The 18065-nt window shown below is 47.8% G+C and carries 16 protein-coding genes and 1 pseudogene; 12 read left to right on the forward strand and 5 right to left on the reverse strand.

Annotation, left to right across the window (positions count from 1 at the left end; translation table 11 throughout):
- Positions 1–137 precede the first annotated feature (137 nt).
- Together FTU67_RS07750 and FTU67_RS07755 are read left to right on the forward strand one after the other, a co-directional pair.
- Positions 138–1409 carry an OprD family outer membrane porin gene (locus FTU67_RS07750; RefSeq protein WP_005181973.1) on the forward strand — a complete coding sequence of 424 codons (1272 nt, stop codon included), beginning with the start codon at positions 138–140 and terminating at the stop codon, positions 1407–1409.
- Between the two features lie 282 nt (positions 1410–1691).
- Complete coding sequence (locus FTU67_RS07755; RefSeq protein WP_005181976.1) at positions 1692–2552, forward strand: alpha/beta fold hydrolase; 861 nt, start codon at positions 1692–1694, stop codon at positions 2550–2552.
- A gap of 75 nt (positions 2553–2627) precedes the next feature.
- Here the strand turns inward: FTU67_RS07755 and FTU67_RS07760 are convergent.
- Together FTU67_RS07760 and hcaR are read right to left on the reverse strand one after the other, a co-directional pair.
- A pseudogene (locus FTU67_RS07760) lies at positions 2628–3304 on the reverse strand (DUF1345 domain-containing protein).
- Positions 3305–3610: 306 nt separating this feature from the next.
- A complete protein-coding gene (hcaR, locus tag FTU67_RS07765) occupies positions 3611–4510 on the reverse strand; it encodes a DNA-binding transcriptional regulator HcaR (protein WP_005181980.1) in 900 nt (299 codons plus the stop codon).
- A gap of 284 nt (positions 4511–4794) precedes the next feature.
- Here hcaR and hcaE point away from each other — a divergent pair, with 284 nt between their 5' ends.
- The 8 genes from hcaE to FTU67_RS07805 all read left to right on the forward strand — a co-directional run bounded on the left by hcaE (position 4795) and on the right by FTU67_RS07805 (position 12542).
- On the forward strand, positions 4795–6162 hold the full coding sequence (hcaE, locus tag FTU67_RS07770) for a 3-phenylpropionate/cinnamic acid dioxygenase subunit alpha (protein WP_005181982.1): 1368 nt from the start codon (positions 4795–4797) through the stop codon (positions 6160–6162).
- On the forward strand, positions 6159–6677 hold the full coding sequence (gene hcaF, locus FTU67_RS07775; protein WP_005181997.1) for a 3-phenylpropionate/cinnamic acid dioxygenase subunit beta: 519 nt from the start codon (positions 6159–6161) through the stop codon (positions 6675–6677). The genes hcaE and hcaF overlap by 4 nt, the downstream gene beginning before the upstream one ends.
- Positions 6677–7003 carry a 3-phenylpropionate/cinnamic acid dioxygenase ferredoxin subunit gene (gene hcaC, locus FTU67_RS07780; RefSeq protein ID WP_005181999.1) on the forward strand — a complete coding sequence of 109 codons (327 nt, stop codon included), beginning with the start codon at positions 6677–6679 and terminating at the stop codon, positions 7001–7003. The genes hcaF and hcaC overlap by 1 nt, the downstream gene beginning before the upstream one ends.
- Before the next feature lie 2 nt (positions 7004–7005).
- The gene (gene hcaB / locus FTU67_RS07785) at positions 7006–7821 is read left to right on the forward strand and encodes a 3-phenylpropionate-dihydrodiol/cinnamic acid-dihydrodiol dehydrogenase (RefSeq protein WP_005182001.1); all 816 of its coding nucleotides are present in this window, start codon (positions 7006–7008) and stop codon (positions 7819–7821) included.
- Positions 7822–7888: 67 nt separating this feature from the next.
- Entirely contained in the window at positions 7889–8854 is a 966-nt protein-coding gene (locus tag FTU67_RS07790; protein ID WP_180006773.1) for a 3-carboxyethylcatechol 2,3-dioxygenase, read from the forward strand.
- Positions 8855–8858: 4 nt separating this feature from the next.
- Positions 8859–10088, forward strand: a complete 1230-nt coding sequence (gene hcaD / locus FTU67_RS07795) for a 3-phenylpropionate/cinnamic acid dioxygenase ferredoxin--NAD(+) reductase subunit (protein WP_180061615.1) — start codon at positions 8859–8861, stop codon at positions 10086–10088.
- A gap of 312 nt (positions 10089–10400) precedes the next feature.
- On the forward strand, positions 10401–11309 hold the full coding sequence (locus tag FTU67_RS07800) for a DMT family transporter (protein WP_016659599.1): 909 nt from the start codon (positions 10401–10403) through the stop codon (positions 11307–11309).
- Between the two features lie 183 nt (positions 11310–11492).
- A complete protein-coding gene (locus tag FTU67_RS07805) occupies positions 11493–12542 on the forward strand; it encodes an MBL fold metallo-hydrolase (protein ID WP_005182011.1) in 1050 nt (349 codons plus the stop codon).
- A 69-nt stretch (positions 12543–12611) separates the two neighbouring features.
- On the opposite strand, the gene FTU67_RS07810 is transcribed toward FTU67_RS07805, so the two are convergent.
- Together FTU67_RS07810 and FTU67_RS07815 are read right to left on the reverse strand one after the other, a co-directional pair.
- Complete coding sequence (locus FTU67_RS07810) at positions 12612–14132, reverse strand: catalase (RefSeq protein WP_005182013.1); 1521 nt, start codon at positions 14130–14132, stop codon at positions 12612–12614.
- A gap of 275 nt (positions 14133–14407) precedes the next feature.
- On the reverse strand, positions 14408–15073 hold the full coding sequence (locus FTU67_RS07815; RefSeq protein WP_180061616.1) for a TetR/AcrR family transcriptional regulator: 666 nt from the start codon (positions 15071–15073) through the stop codon (positions 14408–14410).
- An 80-nt stretch (positions 15074–15153) separates the two neighbouring features.
- Between FTU67_RS07815 and FTU67_RS07820 the strand changes: the two genes are divergently transcribed.
- Positions 15154–16806 carry an acyl-CoA dehydrogenase family protein gene (locus tag FTU67_RS07820; protein ID WP_180061617.1) on the forward strand — a complete coding sequence of 551 codons (1653 nt, stop codon included), beginning with the start codon at positions 15154–15156 and terminating at the stop codon, positions 16804–16806.
- 150 nt (positions 16807–16956) lie between these two features.
- Here the strand turns inward: FTU67_RS07820 and FTU67_RS07825 are convergent, their stop codons facing one another.
- Positions 16957–17448: a macro domain-containing protein gene (locus FTU67_RS07825; protein ID WP_016659595.1), complete on the reverse strand. Its 492-nt coding sequence runs from the start codon at positions 17446–17448 to the stop codon at positions 16957–16959.
- A 428-nt stretch (positions 17449–17876) separates the two neighbouring features.
- Here FTU67_RS07825 and FTU67_RS07830 point away from each other — a divergent pair, with 428 nt between their 5' ends.
- Entirely contained in the window at positions 17877–18056 is a 180-nt protein-coding gene (locus tag FTU67_RS07830; protein ID WP_104472119.1) for a hypothetical protein, read from the forward strand.
- Positions 18057–18065 lie beyond the last annotated feature (9 nt).

Here is an 18065-nt window from a genome sequence, read left to right on the forward strand (position 1 = left end):
AAAAATAAAAAAAGCGCTGTGAAATCAAAAAAATGCCCAAACCGATAAATGTTTAATACTGTGGTCGGATTTTCTATTTGATTATGCTTACGCATGATGACGGCATTGTTTTTATCTGCTGAATGGGAAAACTTACCATGCGTCGTCAAAAATTATGGATAGCAATGCTTGCTGCGACAGCAACTTTAGGAACTTCTGCTACATATGCAGATTTTATTGATGACAGCAATGTTCAACTTAAATTTAAAAATTTCTATTTAGATCGTCAGTATCAAGATAAACCAGAATTGAACTTTGGTTCATGGTCACAGGCGGTAACTTTGGATGCCAAGTCGGGTTATCACGATATTGGTGGTGGCGTGCAAATTGGAGCAGATGTACTGGTTCAACATGCAGTTAAACTCAACGGCCGTGATCAAAATCCGGATTGGGTGTTACCTCACGATGGCAAAGAATCTAAAGATCATTTTGGTAAAGTTGGTGCAACCTTAAAAGTTAAGGTATCTGAAACTGAGTTGAAGGTTGGTGATCTATTACCAATGTCACCAGTGGTATTCTTTGATCCATCTCGCCAATTACTGACTACTTATAGTGGTGCCTGGTTAGAGTCTAAGGACATTAAAGATACTAAACTGACCTTGGCATATTTAGATGGCATTAATGCACGTTATGAAAATCAATATCATGACCTGAGCTTATTTCCGCAAAACAACTTTGCGACAGCAGTCAGTACAGATGACGGTATGTATATTGCCGGGATTGATCATCAATTCACCCCAAAAGTGGGTGGTAGTTACTGGTATGCCGATGTCACCAACATCTACCAACAACACTATGCCGCTGTAAACTATAAAACGACCTTGGCTGAAAACACCAAGTTAGACACCCATGTACGTTATTTTGACAACAGCGAATCGGGTGACCAGCTGTATGGCAAGATTGACAGCCAGGCCGTGTCTGCAGGTGCAAAAATCAACCATGGTATGCACACAGTACAATTAGGCTACCAGCAAATGTTTGGAGAGCATGGTAACAAAGCACCAATGTTCCCGACATTGGGTGGTTGGGTACCACAGCCTTATCTAGACAACTGGTCGGTGGCAAGCTTTATCCGTAAAGATGAAAAATCATGGAGCTTGGGTTATACCTATAACTTTGCTGATGTGGGTGTACCAGGTTTAACCGCAACTGCACGTCATTTCCGTGGTTGGGATGTCGATAATGGTGCAGGCGAACCGCGTGGCAAAGAAAATGAAAACAACCTGATTGTGAACTATGTGGTACCAGAAGGTAAGCTAAAAGGTTTAGGTTTCAACTACATGTTTATTGATACCAACTATGACAATATCTCAGGTGGTAACGATCTAGAAGAACACCGTATCGCGACGACCTATACCTATACATTCTAATTGGTCAAGATCAAAGAGCAGCTGCACCTCCAGCTGCTCTTTTTTATATAAAAACAGATGAAAGTCCTAATAAAAATAAGGATTTAAAATTAACTAAAATGTTTAAAAACAATGGCTTAAATAATCGTTTTTTTGTAGTTTAAAATCGTAATTTTGTATCAGTTGAAAGCGCAGGAGCGGTTAATATAAGCCTATAGAAAACGCATGTTCAACGAGTCACTTGACGTCCAGACCTTCCAAGATTGAGGGAAACGCAAGCTAAAGACTGTATGAGGAGTAAGTATGAGCACTGTCCAAATCCCTGACTATACAACAGATTCATTCTTTGGCTTAGAAGATAAATGGATTGAAACCGCAGAAGGCGAACTCACCCACTACCATGAAATTGGTGAAGGTACGCCAATTCTGTTCTTGCACGGTTCAGGTACGGGTGTATCTGCAGCAGCCAACTGGTGGTTAAACCTGCCACAAATTGGTGAACAGGCACGTTGTATCGCGATTGATACCATTGGTTATGGTCAAACCGTTGTTGCACCGGGTACCCAATATGGGATCCGTGCCTGGGTTGATCACGCAATCCGTACCTTAGATGCTTTAGGTATCGAGAAAACCTGGTTGGTGGGTAACTCTTTAGGTGGCTGGTTGGCATTTCAATTGGCACTGGATTATCCAGAGCGCGTTCTGGGTATCGTGTCTATGGGTACCGGTGGTGCCAAGCAAACTGCGGCACTGAAAGCGCACGCGAACCCAGTACTGACTGAAGAAGGGATCCGTAAGACACTGTCTATGTTCGTGGTGAACAAAGACCTGATTACAGACGAACTGGTGAAAGTCCGTTTTGACTCGGCTGCAAATGACTATGCATCTGACCGTTTAATGGACGTGGTGGGTGCGCGTGACCGTGACCGTTTCGAATTCCCGTTAGACTTCGAAAAAATGAAAGACATCACCGTACCTGTACTTCTGATTCATGGTACTCAAGACGTGGTGATTCCAGTATCCCGTACCTGGGACATTCTGAATGTGGTGCCAAATGCAGATGCACACATCTTCAGCCAGTGTGGGCACTGGTCACAAGTTGAAAAAGCCGATGAGTTCAACACAGTTATTAAAAACTACCTGGCGGCGCACGGCGTAAAATAAGTCGGTGATAAAAGCGAAAAAAGGATGGTGACAGGCCATCCTTTTTTTATGGGCGGAATTTCTGGCTCAACCGGTTTAGTGTTGAATAAAGCTGGCCACCAGATTAATACAAATCGCCAGAATGGTGGTGTTAAACATATAGGCCAGCACAATATGCAGCGTATTCAGGATACGCATCGCGCGTGAGCTGATGGTGACATCGGCGGTTTGTGCCGACGTGCCAATCACATAACTAAAATAGAGAAAATCCGGATAGGTCGGATAAGGGGTTTTCGGAAACTCCAGACCACCTGCCTGATGCTGTTGCAGCGCCAGATAATAGTCATGCGCATAGTGAATCGCAAAAATGGTATGCATAAACAGCCAGGCACATAAAATAGTGGTAATCGCCAGCAGAAAATGCCCCATGCGGGCAAAGTCGGTTTGGGCAAATAAATTGATCTCGACAATAATCGCAATAAAACACATCACCAGGGTGAGAAACAGCAGTAACAGAATCAGCCATTTACTGGCATCTTGCTGCTGGGCGCGTTGCAGAATATGCTGATGATCACTGTGCCAGAAATTCAGCAGGGTAAAGAGCAGATAGCCGGACACGGCAATATTCCAGCTGATGAGCAGGCAGGTCGACCAGGTCCACGGGCTCAAGCACTGAAAAATACCGTACAGCACCGTGGTGATCAGAAAACTGATAAAAAATAAGGATGAGACTGCATCCCGGTTTTAATATGGCTAAACGGTGTTTTTATCATTCTTATTCCTTTGATCTGGCCCATGACAGATAAAAGCATGCCTAGCATCCTGCTTCAGGGGCAGAACATAGCGGCACTTCACTGTAGTCTAGCTTATTAGACTTAAGTTGTAGTTTACGGCTGAAAATAAATCTGCGCGGCTAGCAGAGAAAAAGTCGTAAAAGTGCAAAAATGATAAAAAATGGTGCAAAAAAGCCTGCGACTTAAGTCTAATCTGATTAAAAAGTCGGCAAATTGGCCATAAAAAAAGCACCATTATTTAGTCTCGAAATAATGATGCTTACAGGCAGTCAGCCAAAGCGTGGCTTAATCGCGGTTAATATCCAGGTAAAACACCCGGGTCAGCAGTTCCATAAACTTGTCGACCGATGGCGAGTTGCTGTTTTTGCGGTAACTGACATACAGGTCCAGATAAGGCAGTTCGATATCCAGCGGACGGATGATGGTGTTGTTCATGGTCAGCGGGGCAATGTAGCCCGGCAAAATGGTACAACCCAAGCCCATGCCAATCGAGTTGATATTGAACAGGATGTTGTCGGCTTTTTGCACAATGTTAAATTCAATGCCATTGGTCTTGGCAAAGTTTAGAATCATGTCGTGCAGATTCTGCGACTGCTCTGCGGCCGGAATAATAAAATCAATGCCATTAAGAGCTTTGACCGGAATACGTTCGTATTTGGCCAGCGGATGGTCTTTTGGCAAAATGAAAATCAGCGGTTCGCGCAGCACGAACTGGCTTTCAATTTCATCACTGTTAAAGTTGTGACGGGTAAAGGTGATGTCCAGTTCACCTTTTTTAATGGCTTTCATCTGATCATTGTTGTTCATACTGAGCAATTCAATTTTCAGATCGGGGTTCTGTACGCGCAGATTCGGCAACACATACGGGAAAATCTTCATTTCCGCGACCGGTACAAAGCCAATGCGTAGCATCTGCTGTTTGGCCTGGGACACCTGACGCGCCATAGCCACGGCTTTGTCGGCCTGCGCCAGGGTCAAGCGCGCCTGTTCCAGAAACACTGCGCCTTCTTCTGTCAGTTCGACCTTACGTTTGGTCCGGTGTAACAGTTTTACGCCAACGTCTTCTTCGAGGTCTTTAATCTGTTGACTTAAAGAAGGCTGGGCTGTGTAGAGCTTCAAGGCAGCCTTACTGAAGTTCAGTTCTTCAGCCACGGTAATGAAATAGCGAAGGTGACGTAATTCCATAAACCCATTCCAAAAGATTAATTCAAAAAATGTCTAACTATCATGTCTTAAGAGTATAGTCTATAATCAACTATTAGGTGAAGATTATTCTGCCATTTAGGAAATAAATAGGCTTTCAAATTTTATTAATGCTTTAATAAAGAGAAATAAGCGATAAGTAATTGATAAAATATCTTAATTAAAACAAAAAAAATATTTCACTAAACCCCGCTAAAAAATCATTATCCATGCAAAGTTGAGTCTATTTATTTTGTGCCGTTGTGTCGGTCACAGGAGAGCTTTCAATGAGTGGAAAAATTGATGTGCGCGAAATCGACGCTTTAGTCGATGCACAAAATGGACGTATTACGCCATCTATCTATACTGATCCAGATATCTACGAGTTAGAACTTGAACGTGTATTTGGTCGTACCTGGTTATTCCTTTGCCATGAAAGCCAAATTCCTAAGGCGGGCGACTTCTTCAATACCTATATGGGTGAAGATCCGATCATTGTGGCACGTCAAAAAGATGGCTCGATCAAAGCATTCTTAAACCAATGCCGTCACCGTTCTATGCGCGTAAGCTTCGCAGACTGTGGTAATACCCGTGCGTTCACTTGCCCATACCACGGCTGGTCTTACGGTATTGACGGTTCTTTAAAAGACATCCCGCTTGAAGATCGTGCTTACCCGCATGGTGCATGTAAAGAGCAATGGGGTCTGGTTGAAGTAAACCGTGTGAAGTCTTACAAAGGCCTGGTATTCGGCTGCTGGGATGAAACTACACCAGATCTAGAAGAATACATGGGTGATATCGCTTGGTATCTTGATGGCGTTGTAGACCGTCGTCCAGGTGGTACTGAAATCATCGGTGGTGTACACAAGTGGGAAATCGAGTGTAACTGGAAATTTGCAGCTGAACAGTTTGCATCTGACCAATACCACGCCCTGTTCTCTCACGCATCTGCGATTCAGGTACTTGGCGCGAAACCAGACGACGAATCAACCAAGAAATTAGGTGCTGCTCAAACGGCTCGTCCAGTTTGGGAAACTGCAAAAGATGCACTGCAATACGGTTCACGTGGTCACGGTTCAGGCTTCTTCTTCACAGAGAAACCAGATGCAAACGTTTGGGTTGACGGTGAAGTGGCCAACTACTTCCGCGAAACGTATGAAGAAGTAAAAGAGCGTTTAGGTGAAGTGCGTGCGCTGCGTCTTGCAGGTCACAACACCATGTTCCCGACACTGTCTTGGTTGAACGGTACTGCAACACTTCGCGTATGGCACCCACGTGGTCCAAACAAAACTGAAGTTTGGGCATTCTGTATTGCCGATGCTGAAGCGTCTCAAGAAGTGAAAGAAGCGTTTGAACGCTCTGCAACGCGTGCATTCGGTCCTGCCGGCTTCCTGGAGCAAGATGACTCTGAGAACTGGATCGAGATTCAGAAAGTTTTACGTGGTTATAAAGCACGTCAAAACAAATTGATCGTTGAGATGGGTAAAGGCAACGAGAAAGTACGTGAAGATGGTATCCCGGGCATCACCAACTACATTTTCTCTGAAACTGCAGCACGCGGTATGTACCGTCGCTGGGCAGATTTATTGATCCATGAAAAATGGGAAGACGTTGAAAAAGCGGCTGACGAATACGAGAAGGAGCTTATGAAATGAGTCAAATCAGCTTAGAACTTCATCACCAGATCAGTCAGTTCCTGTATCAAGAAGCCAAGCTTCTTGATGACTGGAAATTCCGCGAGTGGTTAGACACGCTAGCTGAAGATATTTCTTATACGCTACGTACCACACCAAACGCACAAACCCGTGACCGTCGTCGTTCGGTTGAACCACCGACGACTTGGGTGTTCAACGATACGAAAGATCTGTTGGAACGTCGTGTTGCCCGTCTTGAAACCGGTATGGCCTGGGCAGAAGAGCCTCCATCACGTACGACTCACATGGTGTCTAACGTGATTGTTGAAGCGTCTGAAGTAGAAGGCGAATACGATGTGTACGTGACTTATTTACTGTACCGTACCCAAAAAGAGAAAGACGTTACGATTTACTGTGGTAAGCGTCATGACAAGATCCGTAAAGTTGAAGGCGGCTTAGGCTTCCAGATCTTCAACCGTAAGATCACGCTTGACCAAGTTACCTATAACTCACATAACCTGAGTGTGTTCTTCTAATGAATAAGATTTTTGTTTGCCAAGTTGACGAGCTTGACGAAGGCGAAGCATTGAAAGTGGACTGCGGCGTAAACGGTATCGATGCGCTGGCAGTATTCAACAATGGCGGTGAATTCTTCGCAATGAATGATCGCTGTTCACATGGTAATGCATCGATGTCTGAAGGTTATCTGGAAGACGACGGTACAGTTGAATGTCCGCTGCACTCTGCACGTTTCTGTTTGAAAACTGGTCAAGCACTATGCTTGCCAGCAACAGATCCAATCCAGACATTCCCAGTGATTGTTGAAGATGGCGCGTTATACGTAGAGATGGCAGGAGAGTAATCATGGGTTGGCTAAAAGGCGAAGTTGCACTCATCACTGGTGGTGGTTCAGGTTTAGGCTGGGCTTTGGTTGAGCGTTTTTTGGAAGAAGGAGCACAGGTGGCCGTTCTTCAGCGTTCTCAGTCTAAAGTTGATGCTTTACAGGAACACTTCGGTGACCGAATTCTTGCAATCGCTGGTGATGTTGCCAACTATGAAGACAATGTCCGTGCTGTTCAAGCGACCGTTGAGCGTTTTGGCAAGCTTGACTGTTTTGTGGGTAATGCCGGTATCTGGGATCACTATGCCGATATCGTTAACACCTCGGGTGAGCAACTAGATAAAGCCTTTGATGAAATCATGGGCATTAATACCAAGTCGCTGATCCTGGGTGCCAAAGCAGCGCTAGACGAACTGATCAAGTCTGAAGGTTCAATTATCTTCACTTTATCAAACTCTGCGCTGTATTCATCGGGCGGTGGTCCTGTTTATACCGCATCCAAACATGCCGGTGTAGGCATCATGAAAGAACTGGCCTATGAATTAGCGCCAAAAGTTCGTGTCAATGCCGTGGCACCGTCTGCCATGAATGTGAATATCAAAGGCGCGGCATCACTCGGTCAGGAAAATGTTGGCCTGCTCGATGCACGTGATCCTGAGAAAATTGCCCGTGGTATGCCACTGAACTTCTTGCCAGAACCAGAAGATATGACCGGTTCATATGTGCTGCTGGCTTCACGTCAAAACAACCGTCCACTGACCGGCGTGCTGATTAACGCGGAATGTGGCTTGGGCATTCGTGGTTTACGTCAACCACGTGCCGGTTTCTTTGACGAGTAATTCACGCCTTAAAACATAATGGACTAACCCGGCAGCCTTTTGGCTGCCTTCCGTTTAGGAGTCACACATGGCCGTTAAACTTATTTGTGCATCGCACAGTCCTTTAATGGAGTTTGCCACTCCGCAAGAACAACGCAAAGAACAAGCTGTTCGTCAGGCGTTTGAAAAACTGTCTGCGGAAGTCAAAGCCTACGATCCAACCCTGATCATTACCTTTGGTCCAGACCATTTCAATGGTTTCTTCTATGACCTGATGCCAAGTTTCTGTGTGGGTATTCGTGCCACTGCAGCAGGTGACTGGGACTACGGTAAAGACAACAACAAGATTGATGTGCCTGAAGAAACTGCACTCAATCTGGTTCGCCGTGTCCTCGATGAAGGCGTGGATGTGGCCTATTCGTATCGTATGCAGGCCGACCACGGTGTGACCCAGCCATTACATTTCCTGTGTGGTGGTCAGCTCGATCGTTATCCTACTATTCCAGTTTTCATTAATGGTGCAGCTGCACCAATGCCAACCACCAAACGTACCATCGCTTTAGGTCGTGCGGTCGGTCAGTTTATCAAGTCACTGAATCTTGAAAACGAACGCGTACTGGTTCTGGGTACGGGCGGTCTGTCTCACGATCCACCAACCCCGCAAATGGGTTCGGTACCACCAGAAGTGGAAGAATTCCTGATTGCCGGTCGTAACCCGACCCCGGAAGCCCGTGAAGCCCGTCAGGCAAAAATTATTGCCGTGGGTCAGAAGCTGGCCGCGGGGGATACTTCTGTGGCAGTCCCGCTGAATGCGGAATGGGATATTGCTTTGCTGGAGAAATTCAAGCAGGCAGATTTCGCAGCACTGGAAGCCATGACTGAAGTGGAAATCCGTCGTGATGGCGGCCGTGGCGGTCAGGAAGTCCGTTCATGGATGGCGGCATTTGCTGCATTGCATGAGCTGGGCGAATATGACATGACCACCCACTGCTATGAAGAAATCAGCGAGTGGATTGCCGGTTTCGGTATCGTTTCTGCAGAATTAAAAGGTTAACTGAATGAGCAATGTAAACAGCATCGTGATTGTCGGTGCAGGTCAGGCCGGTGCCAGCGCAATTCTGGAATTACGTGGCAACAAATACGAAGGCAAAATCACCCTGATCGGGGATGAAACCCATTTGCCGTATGAGCGTCCGCCTTTGTCTAAAGATGTGATTCTCAAACCAGCCGAAACCAAAATCGAAATTCTGTCAGAAGAAAAACTGGCGGAACTGGGCGTTGAAACCATCCGTGGTAACGGTGTGGCCAAAATCAATGCCGAGGCAAAAACGGTTGAACTGCAAAACGGTGATGTCGTTGCTTATGACAAGTTACTGCTGGCCACCGGTGGTGCAGCGCGTCGTTTACCCAACTTCGATGCGCTGGGTAAACACGTGTACACCCTGCGTAACCTGGAAGATTCACAAGCGCTGGTGCCGGTATTACAGCCGGGCCGCCGTATCATCCTGATTGGTGGTGGTGTGATCGGTCTGGAGCTTGCATCAAGCGCACGTTTTAAAGAATGTGAAGTGACCGTGATTGAAATGGGTCCAATGGTGATGGGTCGTTCATCACCACGCATCCTGAGCGAGTTCCTGCTGCAGCAGCAACAACTGGCCGGTGTTGATGTACGCCTGTCGACCCAGATTGCAGAATGCAAGCTGGATGGCGAAGAAATTGTGGTAACACTGGAAGGCGGTGAAGAGCTGCGTGCAGATGCTGTGGTCTATGGCATCGGGATTATCCCGAATGCACAGCTGGCCGTTGAAGCCGGTCTGGATGCGGACTTTGCGGTTAAGGTCAATGAAAATTGCCAGACTTCAAATCCGGATATTTATGCAGCGGGTGACGTGGCCACGCAACTGCGTGACTGTGGTAACCACCGCCGCGTTGAAACCTGGGAAAATGCCAACCTGCAAGCGGGTATCTTCGCGCGTCACGTGATGGGCGTTGAACATCCAGTGGCAAACCCGGCCTGGTTCTGGACCGATCAGCTGGACATCAACTATCAGTTTGTTGGTGATATGGCAGCGGCTGAATGGCATGTGCGTGGCGAGATTAAACCTGAACTGCGTGCTGAATCATCATTCGTATTGTTTGGTGTCACCGATGGCGTGATCGTTGGCGGGATTACCGTGAATGCAGCCAAAGACATGCGTCACCTGAAAAAGCTGATCAGCAAACAGGCGGCTTTTGAGACTGACAAATATCTCGATCTGAGTCAGGATCTTCGTAAGCTGGTAAAATAATCCGGCGATACGGCAGGGCAGACCTTGGGTAACTTTGGTCTGCTTTTTTATGGCTGTTTTATTTTAATGTCGAGACATGAGCACAATGTGCATGGTGATTTGTACATGACTTTGTGTCGGTAGGTCTTACTTTTTAAAGCTGATAAGAATCCTCAAAATTTATTTTTGAGTTTGCAGTGCAAAACTCTTTTCATTGTTTGGGCGTCTCTCTTCGTTCCGTGGTGACATTCAGGTCGTCATCCTCATTATTTCAAGATGGGTTTGAATAAAGATGCCTTCATTTTATGGTTTTCAAATTTAGTTGAGTTGTCTATGAGTTCAAACTCATCTCCCATGATCGTTACCGCCAGTATCTATGCCTTGCTGGTGCTGATCTGGGCCACCACGCCGCTGGCGATTGTGTGGAGTGTGGAAGAAGTCCATCCCATGTGGGTGCTGATTATCCGCTATTTCGGGGCTTCGCTGATTGCGCTGTTTTTACTGAAACTGATGCGTGATCCGTTGCCGCTGGATGAAACCTCACTCAAAAGTTATGTGGCGGGCAGCCTGAACCTGATTGGTGCGCAGCTGTTTATTTATCTGGCAGCCAATTACCTGACTTCGGGTTTAATGGCGCTGATTTTTGGTTTTTCCCCGCTTATTGCCGGTTTAATTGGCCATGTGATTTTAAAAACCCAGAAACTGGTGGCGTTGCAATGGCTGGGCATGGCGGTGGCGGTGGCCGGGCTGAGTTATGTCTTTGCCGACTCGGCAGACAGCAAGATCAACCCGATTGGGATTGTGCTGATGTTAATTAGCATGGTGTCGTATATCAGCTCGATTTTCTGGGTCAAGCAGATTAATGCACCACTGAGTCCGATGTCACAGGCCACCGGTTCCTTGCTGGTCTCGGCACTGGGTTCAATGCTGATGTTGCCATTCATCTGGTCACATATGCCAACCGAATGGCCGGGCATGCAAACCATGATTGGCTTTTTGTTTACCATGATCATGTCTTCGATTGTGGCGATGCTGTGTTATTTCTGGCTGATTCGCCGTCTGGCTGCGTCCACTGTCTCTTTAAGCAATGTGATGACCCCGATTATTGCACTGGTACTCGGAGCGACCCTGAATCATGAGCATATCAGTGCACATGCGGTGGCCGGGATTGCGGTGGTGATGCTGGGCATTGTGATGTATTTCTGGAAAGACTGGCAGCGTCAGTATTTTTCTAAATGGTGACAGCACAGGAAGCCATGCGCTTCCTGCTGTTTTGGCTTTTGCTAAAAACAACAAAAACATAAAACAAAATATTCCACAATTTTGGATACTATGCATATTGCATCGGCACTTGCTGTCCTGTGTAATGAAGACTTAATAAATCACAGGATTTGCTCTACGTGCTTCAATTTTTATCGGACTGACATGAATCAAAACGCGGAACCTAAGCATTTTCAGCTACCAACCGAAACATGTTGGTCACACGCCTGGCGTCAGCCTGCTTTGCAGTTTTTACCTTCCCGGCATTATAACGGTGCCCAGTTTTTCAATCCGGTGCCGGCACCCGAAGGGCGTAGCCGCAGTGATTTGCTGAAATGGCTGTTACAGCGTAAACGCAATAGCTGGACCGCAGAAAACACACCAGAGCAGCCCGCTGAAGGCAAGCGTCCGATTCCGCAGGAACGTCCGAATGCCAGCCTGGATGACTGGCAGATCTGGTTTGTAGGGCATGCTACCGTTCTGATTCAGATTGGCCCCTATAATTTCCTGACCGATCCGGTCTGGTGTGAATATGCCGGACCGCAGCAGGGCAGAGGTCCGAAACGGATTTGCCCGGCTGGAATTGCCCTGGAAGAGTTACCGACCATTCATGCGGTGCTGTTGAGCCATAACCATTATGACCACATGGATCTGGCCACCCTGCGCTGGTTACATGCCCGTTTTGCCATGCCAATTTATACCGGACTGGGCAACAGCTGGTATTTGCCAAAAAACTTTCATGTGGTGGAAATGGACTGGTGGCAATCGGCGCTATTTAATGAATTAAAACTGGTCTATATTCCGGCGCAGCATGGTTCAGGCCGTGGTATGCGCGACCAGAACAGTGCCCTCTGGGGTGGCTTCTCGATTCTGCATGGTGAAGATCACTGCTTCTTTGCCGGAGATACCGGTTATTCCTCGCATTTTAAGGAAATCCATGCCCGTATTGGCGCACCGCGGATTGCACTATTACCGATTGGTGCCTATGAGCCACGGGACCTGATGCGCTATATGCACATGAATCCGGAAGATGCTTTTCAGGCGCATAAAGACCTGCATTCCAAATGTTCGCTGGCCATTCATTACCGTACCTTCCAGCTCACCGATGAAGGCCGTGAACAGCCGGAAGTCGATTTGCAAAATGCCATGCGTAAATCCTCAAAACTGATGAATCCGTTTTATTGCATTCGCGAAGGCAAGAAGCTGATTGTTTAAGTTTAAATCCTGCAACAAAAAACCACCCGAAGGTGGTTTTTTTATGGCTTGAACTCTCTGTGTAGAGGCTTAGAGCACGCCTGGCTGACCCAGCGCAGGGTCGGTGGCTCGAGCGGCCTGAGCATCTGCCACGGTCATCCCCAAGGCTTGGGCTACACCTTCGCCGTAGGCCGGGTCACACATAAAGCAGTTACGGATATGACGGTACTTGATAAAGTCATAGGCATCGCCCATGGCACGCGCAGTATTGTCAAACAGCGCCTGTTTCTGTTCAGGATTCATCAGGTTGAACAGGGCACGCGGCTGGCTAAAGTAATCGCTGTCATCTTGACGATAATCCCAGAAATCGGCATCGCCACGGATTTTCAGTGGTGGTTCACGGTACTGTGGCTGTTCCTGCCATTGCTGGAAGCTGTTTGGCTCATAGTGTGGCAAGCCGCCATAGTTGCCATCCATACGGCCCTGACCATCACGGCGGTTAGAGTGGACCGGACAACGGGCTGCGTTTACCGGAATCTGGGAATGGTTTACCCCCACGCGATAACGTGCGGCATCGGCATAGTTAATTAAACGCGCTTGCAGCATACGGTCTGGTGAATAGCTGATCCCCGGCACCAGAGTACTTGGTGCAAAAGCGGCCTGTTCCACATCCTGGAAATAGTTTTCTGGGTTACGGTTCAGTTCAAACTCACCGACTTCAATTAATGGATAATCACCTTTTGGCCAGACTTTGGTCAGGTCAAACGGATGATAAGGCACGGTTTCCGCTTCGGTTTCCGGCATGATCTGCACGAATAGGGTCCATTTCGGGAAATCGCCACGTTCAATTGCATTAAACAGGTCATTTTGGCTGCTTTCACGATCCTGGCCAATCAGTGCTGCGGCTTCGGCATCGGTCAGGTTTTTAATGCCCTGCTGGGTACGGAAATGGAATTTGACCCAGAAACGTTCATTGTTGGCATTAATGAAGCTGTAGGTGTGGCTGCCAAAACCATGCATATGACGATAACCATCTGGAATACCGCGGTCTGACATGACAATGGTCACCTGATGCAGCGCTTCTGGTAACAGGGTCCAGAAATCCCAGTTGTTGTTAGCAGAACGGACGTTGGTTTTTGGATCACGTTTTACCGCTTTGTTCAGGTCCGGGAACTGGCGCGGGTCACGGAAGAAGAACACCGGTGTGTTGTTACCGACTAAATCCCAGTTGCCTTCTTCGGTATAGAATTTTAGTGCAAAACCGCGAATATCACGTTCGGCATCGGCAGCACCGCGCTCACCGGCCACCGTCGAGAAGCGGGCAAACATTTCGGTTTTCTTGCCGACTTCAGAGAAAATTTTGGCGCGGGTATATTGGGTAATGTCGTGAGTCACGGTAAAGGTTCCGAATGCACCTGAACCTTTGGCGTGCATACGACGCTCAGGAATCACTTCACGAACAAAGTTCGCCAGTTTTTCATTGAGCCATAAATCTTGGGTAAGTAATGGACCGCGGGCACCGGCGGTCATACTGTTCTGGTTATCGACCACCGGAGCACCGGCATCGGTGGTGAGGTGGGTGACCGGACATTTTTTAAAGTCTTGGCTCATTATCGTTCTCCGTTATTGTATTCATGTGCTGACGTTGGACACGGGCTGGATTCTCCAGGCAGGTGACATCTCATGAAATTAACCGTTATCAAAGTCATCAATATAAAAAATAAACCCAGCTTATCATTGAAATCTACCTTGCAATAGCTGGCTGGGCAGAATGACGATGGATAAAAAAACATAAAAATGCAACTTGGTTCTTATTTAACTTAAACCGAATATAACACTTTTTCAAATAGATAAAACGATTAGTGCTCAAAGGAATAATCGATAGCTTAAAGTTTTGATTTCTGAGTGTTTTGGTCGGATTTTGTTGAGATGAGCCGGGCTAAAAATGGCTGGATGGCCAGTTCAATATCGGCCTGCAGTTGCGGCCAGTCCTGAAATGTGGGCTGGATTAACAGGGTTTGTGAAATAAAGCCATAACTGATGCGATGCAGGTTTTCGGCACAGCGCAAGCGTTCGCGGGTTTCAGGCGTATAGCGGCTTAAAATCTGCTGCCAGCTGTCCAGCATCAGCTGATAATGCTTTTGATAGGCCTGTTCGCTCGACAGGCTGCGTTCAAGTAAAAACACACAGGCCCACAGCCGCTGTTCGCTGCGGATACGGTCGAGCTGAAAGCACAGCAGGGCCTGTATATCGCTGCAAATATCACCAGTTGTGGATAACTGTGGCGGTGGCTGGGTATAACTGCGTAGCGCCTCGACATGCTGGATAATCTGCTGGTGGATTCCCCAGGCCAGCAAATCTTCTTTCTGGGCAAAGTATTCATAAAAGGTGCCCAGACCGACCCCGGCCAGTTCGGTAATCTCACGGATGGTCAGTTGTGCGGGTGTCTGCTGCTGCAAAAGCCGAACAACACTGTCCAGCAGTGCCTGCTGGGTCTGTTTGGCCCGGGACTGGCGAGGCTTACGCCGCAGCTGTACAGAGGGGGAGGTCATGACTGAAAACCGAACATGCTGTGGGTGAATATTCTTTATACTGAAAGCCTATCATCATAATCAATCAGGAACGATGAACGATGCAGGCATGGATGACCCATTCTATTCAGAATCAGTTTGATGAACGTCAGGATTATAACCTGTTTGCGAGTGACCGCGTATTGCAGGAAATCTTGCAGCGCTATGGCAGTCAGGATCAGGCACGCCTTAGCGCACTCGGTCAGCAGGCCGGATCGGCAGAGGCTTATCATTCTGCCCATTTAGCCAATAGCCATACCCCGCAGTTACAGGCCTTTGATGCTCGCGGCCGCCGTCAGGATGTGGTCGAGTTCCATCCGGCCTGGCATTACTGGATGGCGCTGAACCGGGAATTTCAGACCCATGCCCATCCCTTTATTGAACCTCAGTCTGCATCTGCCTGGGTCGATTGGGCGGCGCGCTTTTATCTGAGTGGTCAGGTTGAATGTGGCAATCTGTGTCCCGCTTCTATGACCCTGGGCAGCATTCCGCTCATTCAGCGTGAACCTGAACTGTGGCAACAGCTCGGCGATAAACTGCTGTCGAATGAATATGATGCGCGGGATATTCCAATGGCGCAGAAAACATCAATCTGGCTGGGCATGGGCATGACTGAAAAGCAGGGCGGCTCCGATGTACGCGCCAATGAAACCATCGCCACTCCGGTGGGGGCAGCGGGTCGTGGCCAGCCCTATCTGCTGACCGGGCATAAATGGTTTTTCTCGGCGCCGATGTGTGATGCGCATTTGGTGGTGGCTAAAACCAAACAGGATGGCTTGGCCTGCTTCTTTGTCCCGCGCTGGCTGGAAGATGGTCGCAAGAACACGATTCATATCCAGCGTCTAAAAGACAAGGTCGGTAATCGCAGCAATTCCAGCTCGGAAGTCGAGTTTCATGAGGCCTGGGGCATCATGATTGGCGAAGCTGGCCGTGGTATTCCCACCATTATTGAAATGGCCAATTATACCCGCCTGACCTGTGTGGTCGGCAGCAGTGCCATGTTGCGCCAGGCGCTGGTGCAATGTATTGCCTATACCCGGCAACGCAAAGCCTTTGGCAAGCCGCTGGCTGAACAGCCGCTGATGCAGGCGGTATTGGCCGATCTGGCACTGGAAACCGAAGCCGCGGTGCAGCTGGGCTTTTATCTGGCGCAGTGCTACCAGTTGGATACGCCGCTGGCGCAGGCCTGGAAGCGGATTATGACCCCGGCTGCCAAGTTCTGGGTGTGTAAGCGTACTGTCGAGCTGAGCGGCGAAATGATGGAGGTCTTTGGCGGCAATGGCTATGTCGACACTGGCATCATGGCGCGTATTTTTAAAGAAGCTCCGGTGAATAGTATCTGGGAAGGGTCGGGCAATGTCATGTGTCTGGATGTGCTACGCGCGATACAGCGTGATCCGGCCTCCATGCAGGTCCTGTTGCAGTCGCTGGCCGACGGTGTGCAACAGCAGCCGCTGTTACAGCAGGAATTACAGGCGCTGATGCAGCTGTTCCAGCAGACAGACCCACAAGCCTTGCAGTTTATGGCACGTACGCTGGTAAGCCGTTTGGTGCTGCTGGCACAGGCGGTCATCTTAAACCAGCATGCACCTGATTTTGTGGCACAGGCCTTTATCCAGAGCCGTTATCAGACCCTGCATGGTCAGGTGGTGGGCATGTTAGACCCGGCCCAGGTCGATGTTGCCCGGCTGTTAGAACGTGCGCTGGCGGTTTAAACATCACGCGTGATAGAGCGTATCCTGATAGAAAAATTCCCCGCTTGACTCAGCCAAGCGGGGAAATCGGACTGGATGCATGGCGGTCTGCAGTTGCGCAGCCGTGTGATCCCGGCATCAGTCTCACTCTAACGATCAAACGAGCTTGGCTTAATGCGCCGGTTCGTCTGCTTTCACCCCTTTCTGGTACAGGGTGTAGATATAAACCGGAATATTCAGGTCTTCTAAATGCTTGTAAATCAGCGGGCGGACTTCTTCCCAATCCAGACCGCCGACACCGGTGGCCAGACGTGGCAGCGCCAGACTTTCAATATTCTCGGCTTCAACCAGCTGTTTCAGATTTTTCAGGGTGCGGTTGACGTATTCTGTCGATGCTTTACCCGGCTTGGAACCGTTGTCATAGGCCGCTTCCTGAGTCATCAGATTAATGATGCGCTGACCTTCGGCATTGACCCAGGTCCATTGTTCACCCGCTTTAGGATGGTAAATATGGCAATAGTTACGGAAGTCTTTATACAGCGCCGGCCAGTGTTCGCGCAGACTTAAAGCCAGTCCGGTGGCAAAGTTATCATTTGGGGCAACACCGTGGGCAATGGCACGGGCTTGGCTCAATAAAATATCTCCAGAAACTTCATAAATCATACTGTGAACTCCTGTTTTGGAATAGGCTGTTTGAATTGATCTTCTAGCTTCATCTTAGCCTATCAGGAAGTTTTTTCTAGCGTGCTATATAACTGCTAAGTCTTTGCAAAATAATAAAAAATATAAGATTTTGTGGTATAATTATAGGGGCAGAGCAGCTGAATCTACTTTCATTTTTTGACTGAAGAATGTTCAGAAAAACACTGCAAAATTTTTCTATACCGTTTCTTTTATTGTTACATGACTGTCGCAAAATTGCTGCTGAATTGTCCAAAAAAATGTATGATTGACTCCCCATTCCAAAGGGATGTCGACGGGAAACAAAACGCAGTTTTAAGGCTAAAATGCGCTTGAATTTTGCGCAAATGTACCCATCAATACAGCGCAGGAACACCTGCATTCAAATCATGAACCGGAAGGATAAAGTGATGGCAAAGAAAAAACAGCCAGAAGTGATTCAGCATAACTTCGTGGCCAAATATATGCATGAGGTCAACAAGAGCCAGGTTTTTGTCGACCGGAAAAAGAATGCCAAACGCGGCTATAGCAAACACAAACAAGGGCGATATTCTGATGATTATCGCCCTTATTCATTCTGTCTGGTTTAAATAAAAATA

Origin of the sequence: Acinetobacter sp. YH12132 (assembly GCF_013418645.1) — a bacterium.
Taxonomy (GTDB): domain Bacteria; phylum Pseudomonadota; class Gammaproteobacteria; order Pseudomonadales; family Moraxellaceae; genus Acinetobacter; species Acinetobacter indicus.

Coding starts and splice junctions, on each gene's coding strand:
- FTU67_RS07750 (WP_005181973.1), top strand. CDS start 138: ATGCGTCGTCAAAAATTATGGATAGCAATGCTTGCTGCGACAGCAACT.
- FTU67_RS07755 (WP_005181976.1), top strand. CDS start 1,692: ATGAGCACTGTCCAAATCCCTGACTATACAACAGATTCATTCTTTGGC.
- hcaR (WP_005181980.1), bottom strand. CDS start 4,510: ATGGAATTACGTCACCTTCGCTATTTCATTACCGTGGCTGAAGAACTG.
- hcaE (WP_005181982.1), top strand. CDS start 4,795: ATGAGTGGAAAAATTGATGTGCGCGAAATCGACGCTTTAGTCGATGCA.
- hcaF (WP_005181997.1), top strand. CDS start 6,159: ATGAGTCAAATCAGCTTAGAACTTCATCACCAGATCAGTCAGTTCCTG.
- hcaC (WP_005181999.1), top strand. CDS start 6,677: ATGAATAAGATTTTTGTTTGCCAAGTTGACGAGCTTGACGAAGGCGAA.
- hcaB (WP_005182001.1), top strand. CDS start 7,006: ATGGGTTGGCTAAAAGGCGAAGTTGCACTCATCACTGGTGGTGGTTCA.
- FTU67_RS07790 (WP_180006773.1), top strand. CDS start 7,889: ATGGCCGTTAAACTTATTTGTGCATCGCACAGTCCTTTAATGGAGTTT.
- hcaD (WP_180061615.1), top strand. CDS start 8,859: ATGAGCAATGTAAACAGCATCGTGATTGTCGGTGCAGGTCAGGCCGGT.
- FTU67_RS07800 (WP_016659599.1), top strand. CDS start 10,401: ATGAGTTCAAACTCATCTCCCATGATCGTTACCGCCAGTATCTATGCC.
- FTU67_RS07805 (WP_005182011.1), top strand. CDS start 11,493: ATGAATCAAAACGCGGAACCTAAGCATTTTCAGCTACCAACCGAAACA.
- FTU67_RS07810 (WP_005182013.1), bottom strand. CDS start 14,132: ATGAGCCAAGACTTTAAAAAATGTCCGGTCACCCACCTCACCACCGAT.
- FTU67_RS07815 (WP_180061616.1), bottom strand. CDS start 15,073: ATGACCTCCCCCTCTGTACAGCTGCGGCGTAAGCCTCGCCAGTCCCGG.
- FTU67_RS07820 (WP_180061617.1), top strand. CDS start 15,154: ATGCAGGCATGGATGACCCATTCTATTCAGAATCAGTTTGATGAACGT.
- FTU67_RS07825 (WP_016659595.1), bottom strand. CDS start 17,448: ATGATTTATGAAGTTTCTGGAGATATTTTATTGAGCCAAGCCCGTGCC.
- FTU67_RS07830 (WP_104472119.1), top strand. CDS start 17,877: ATGGCAAAGAAAAAACAGCCAGAAGTGATTCAGCATAACTTCGTGGCC.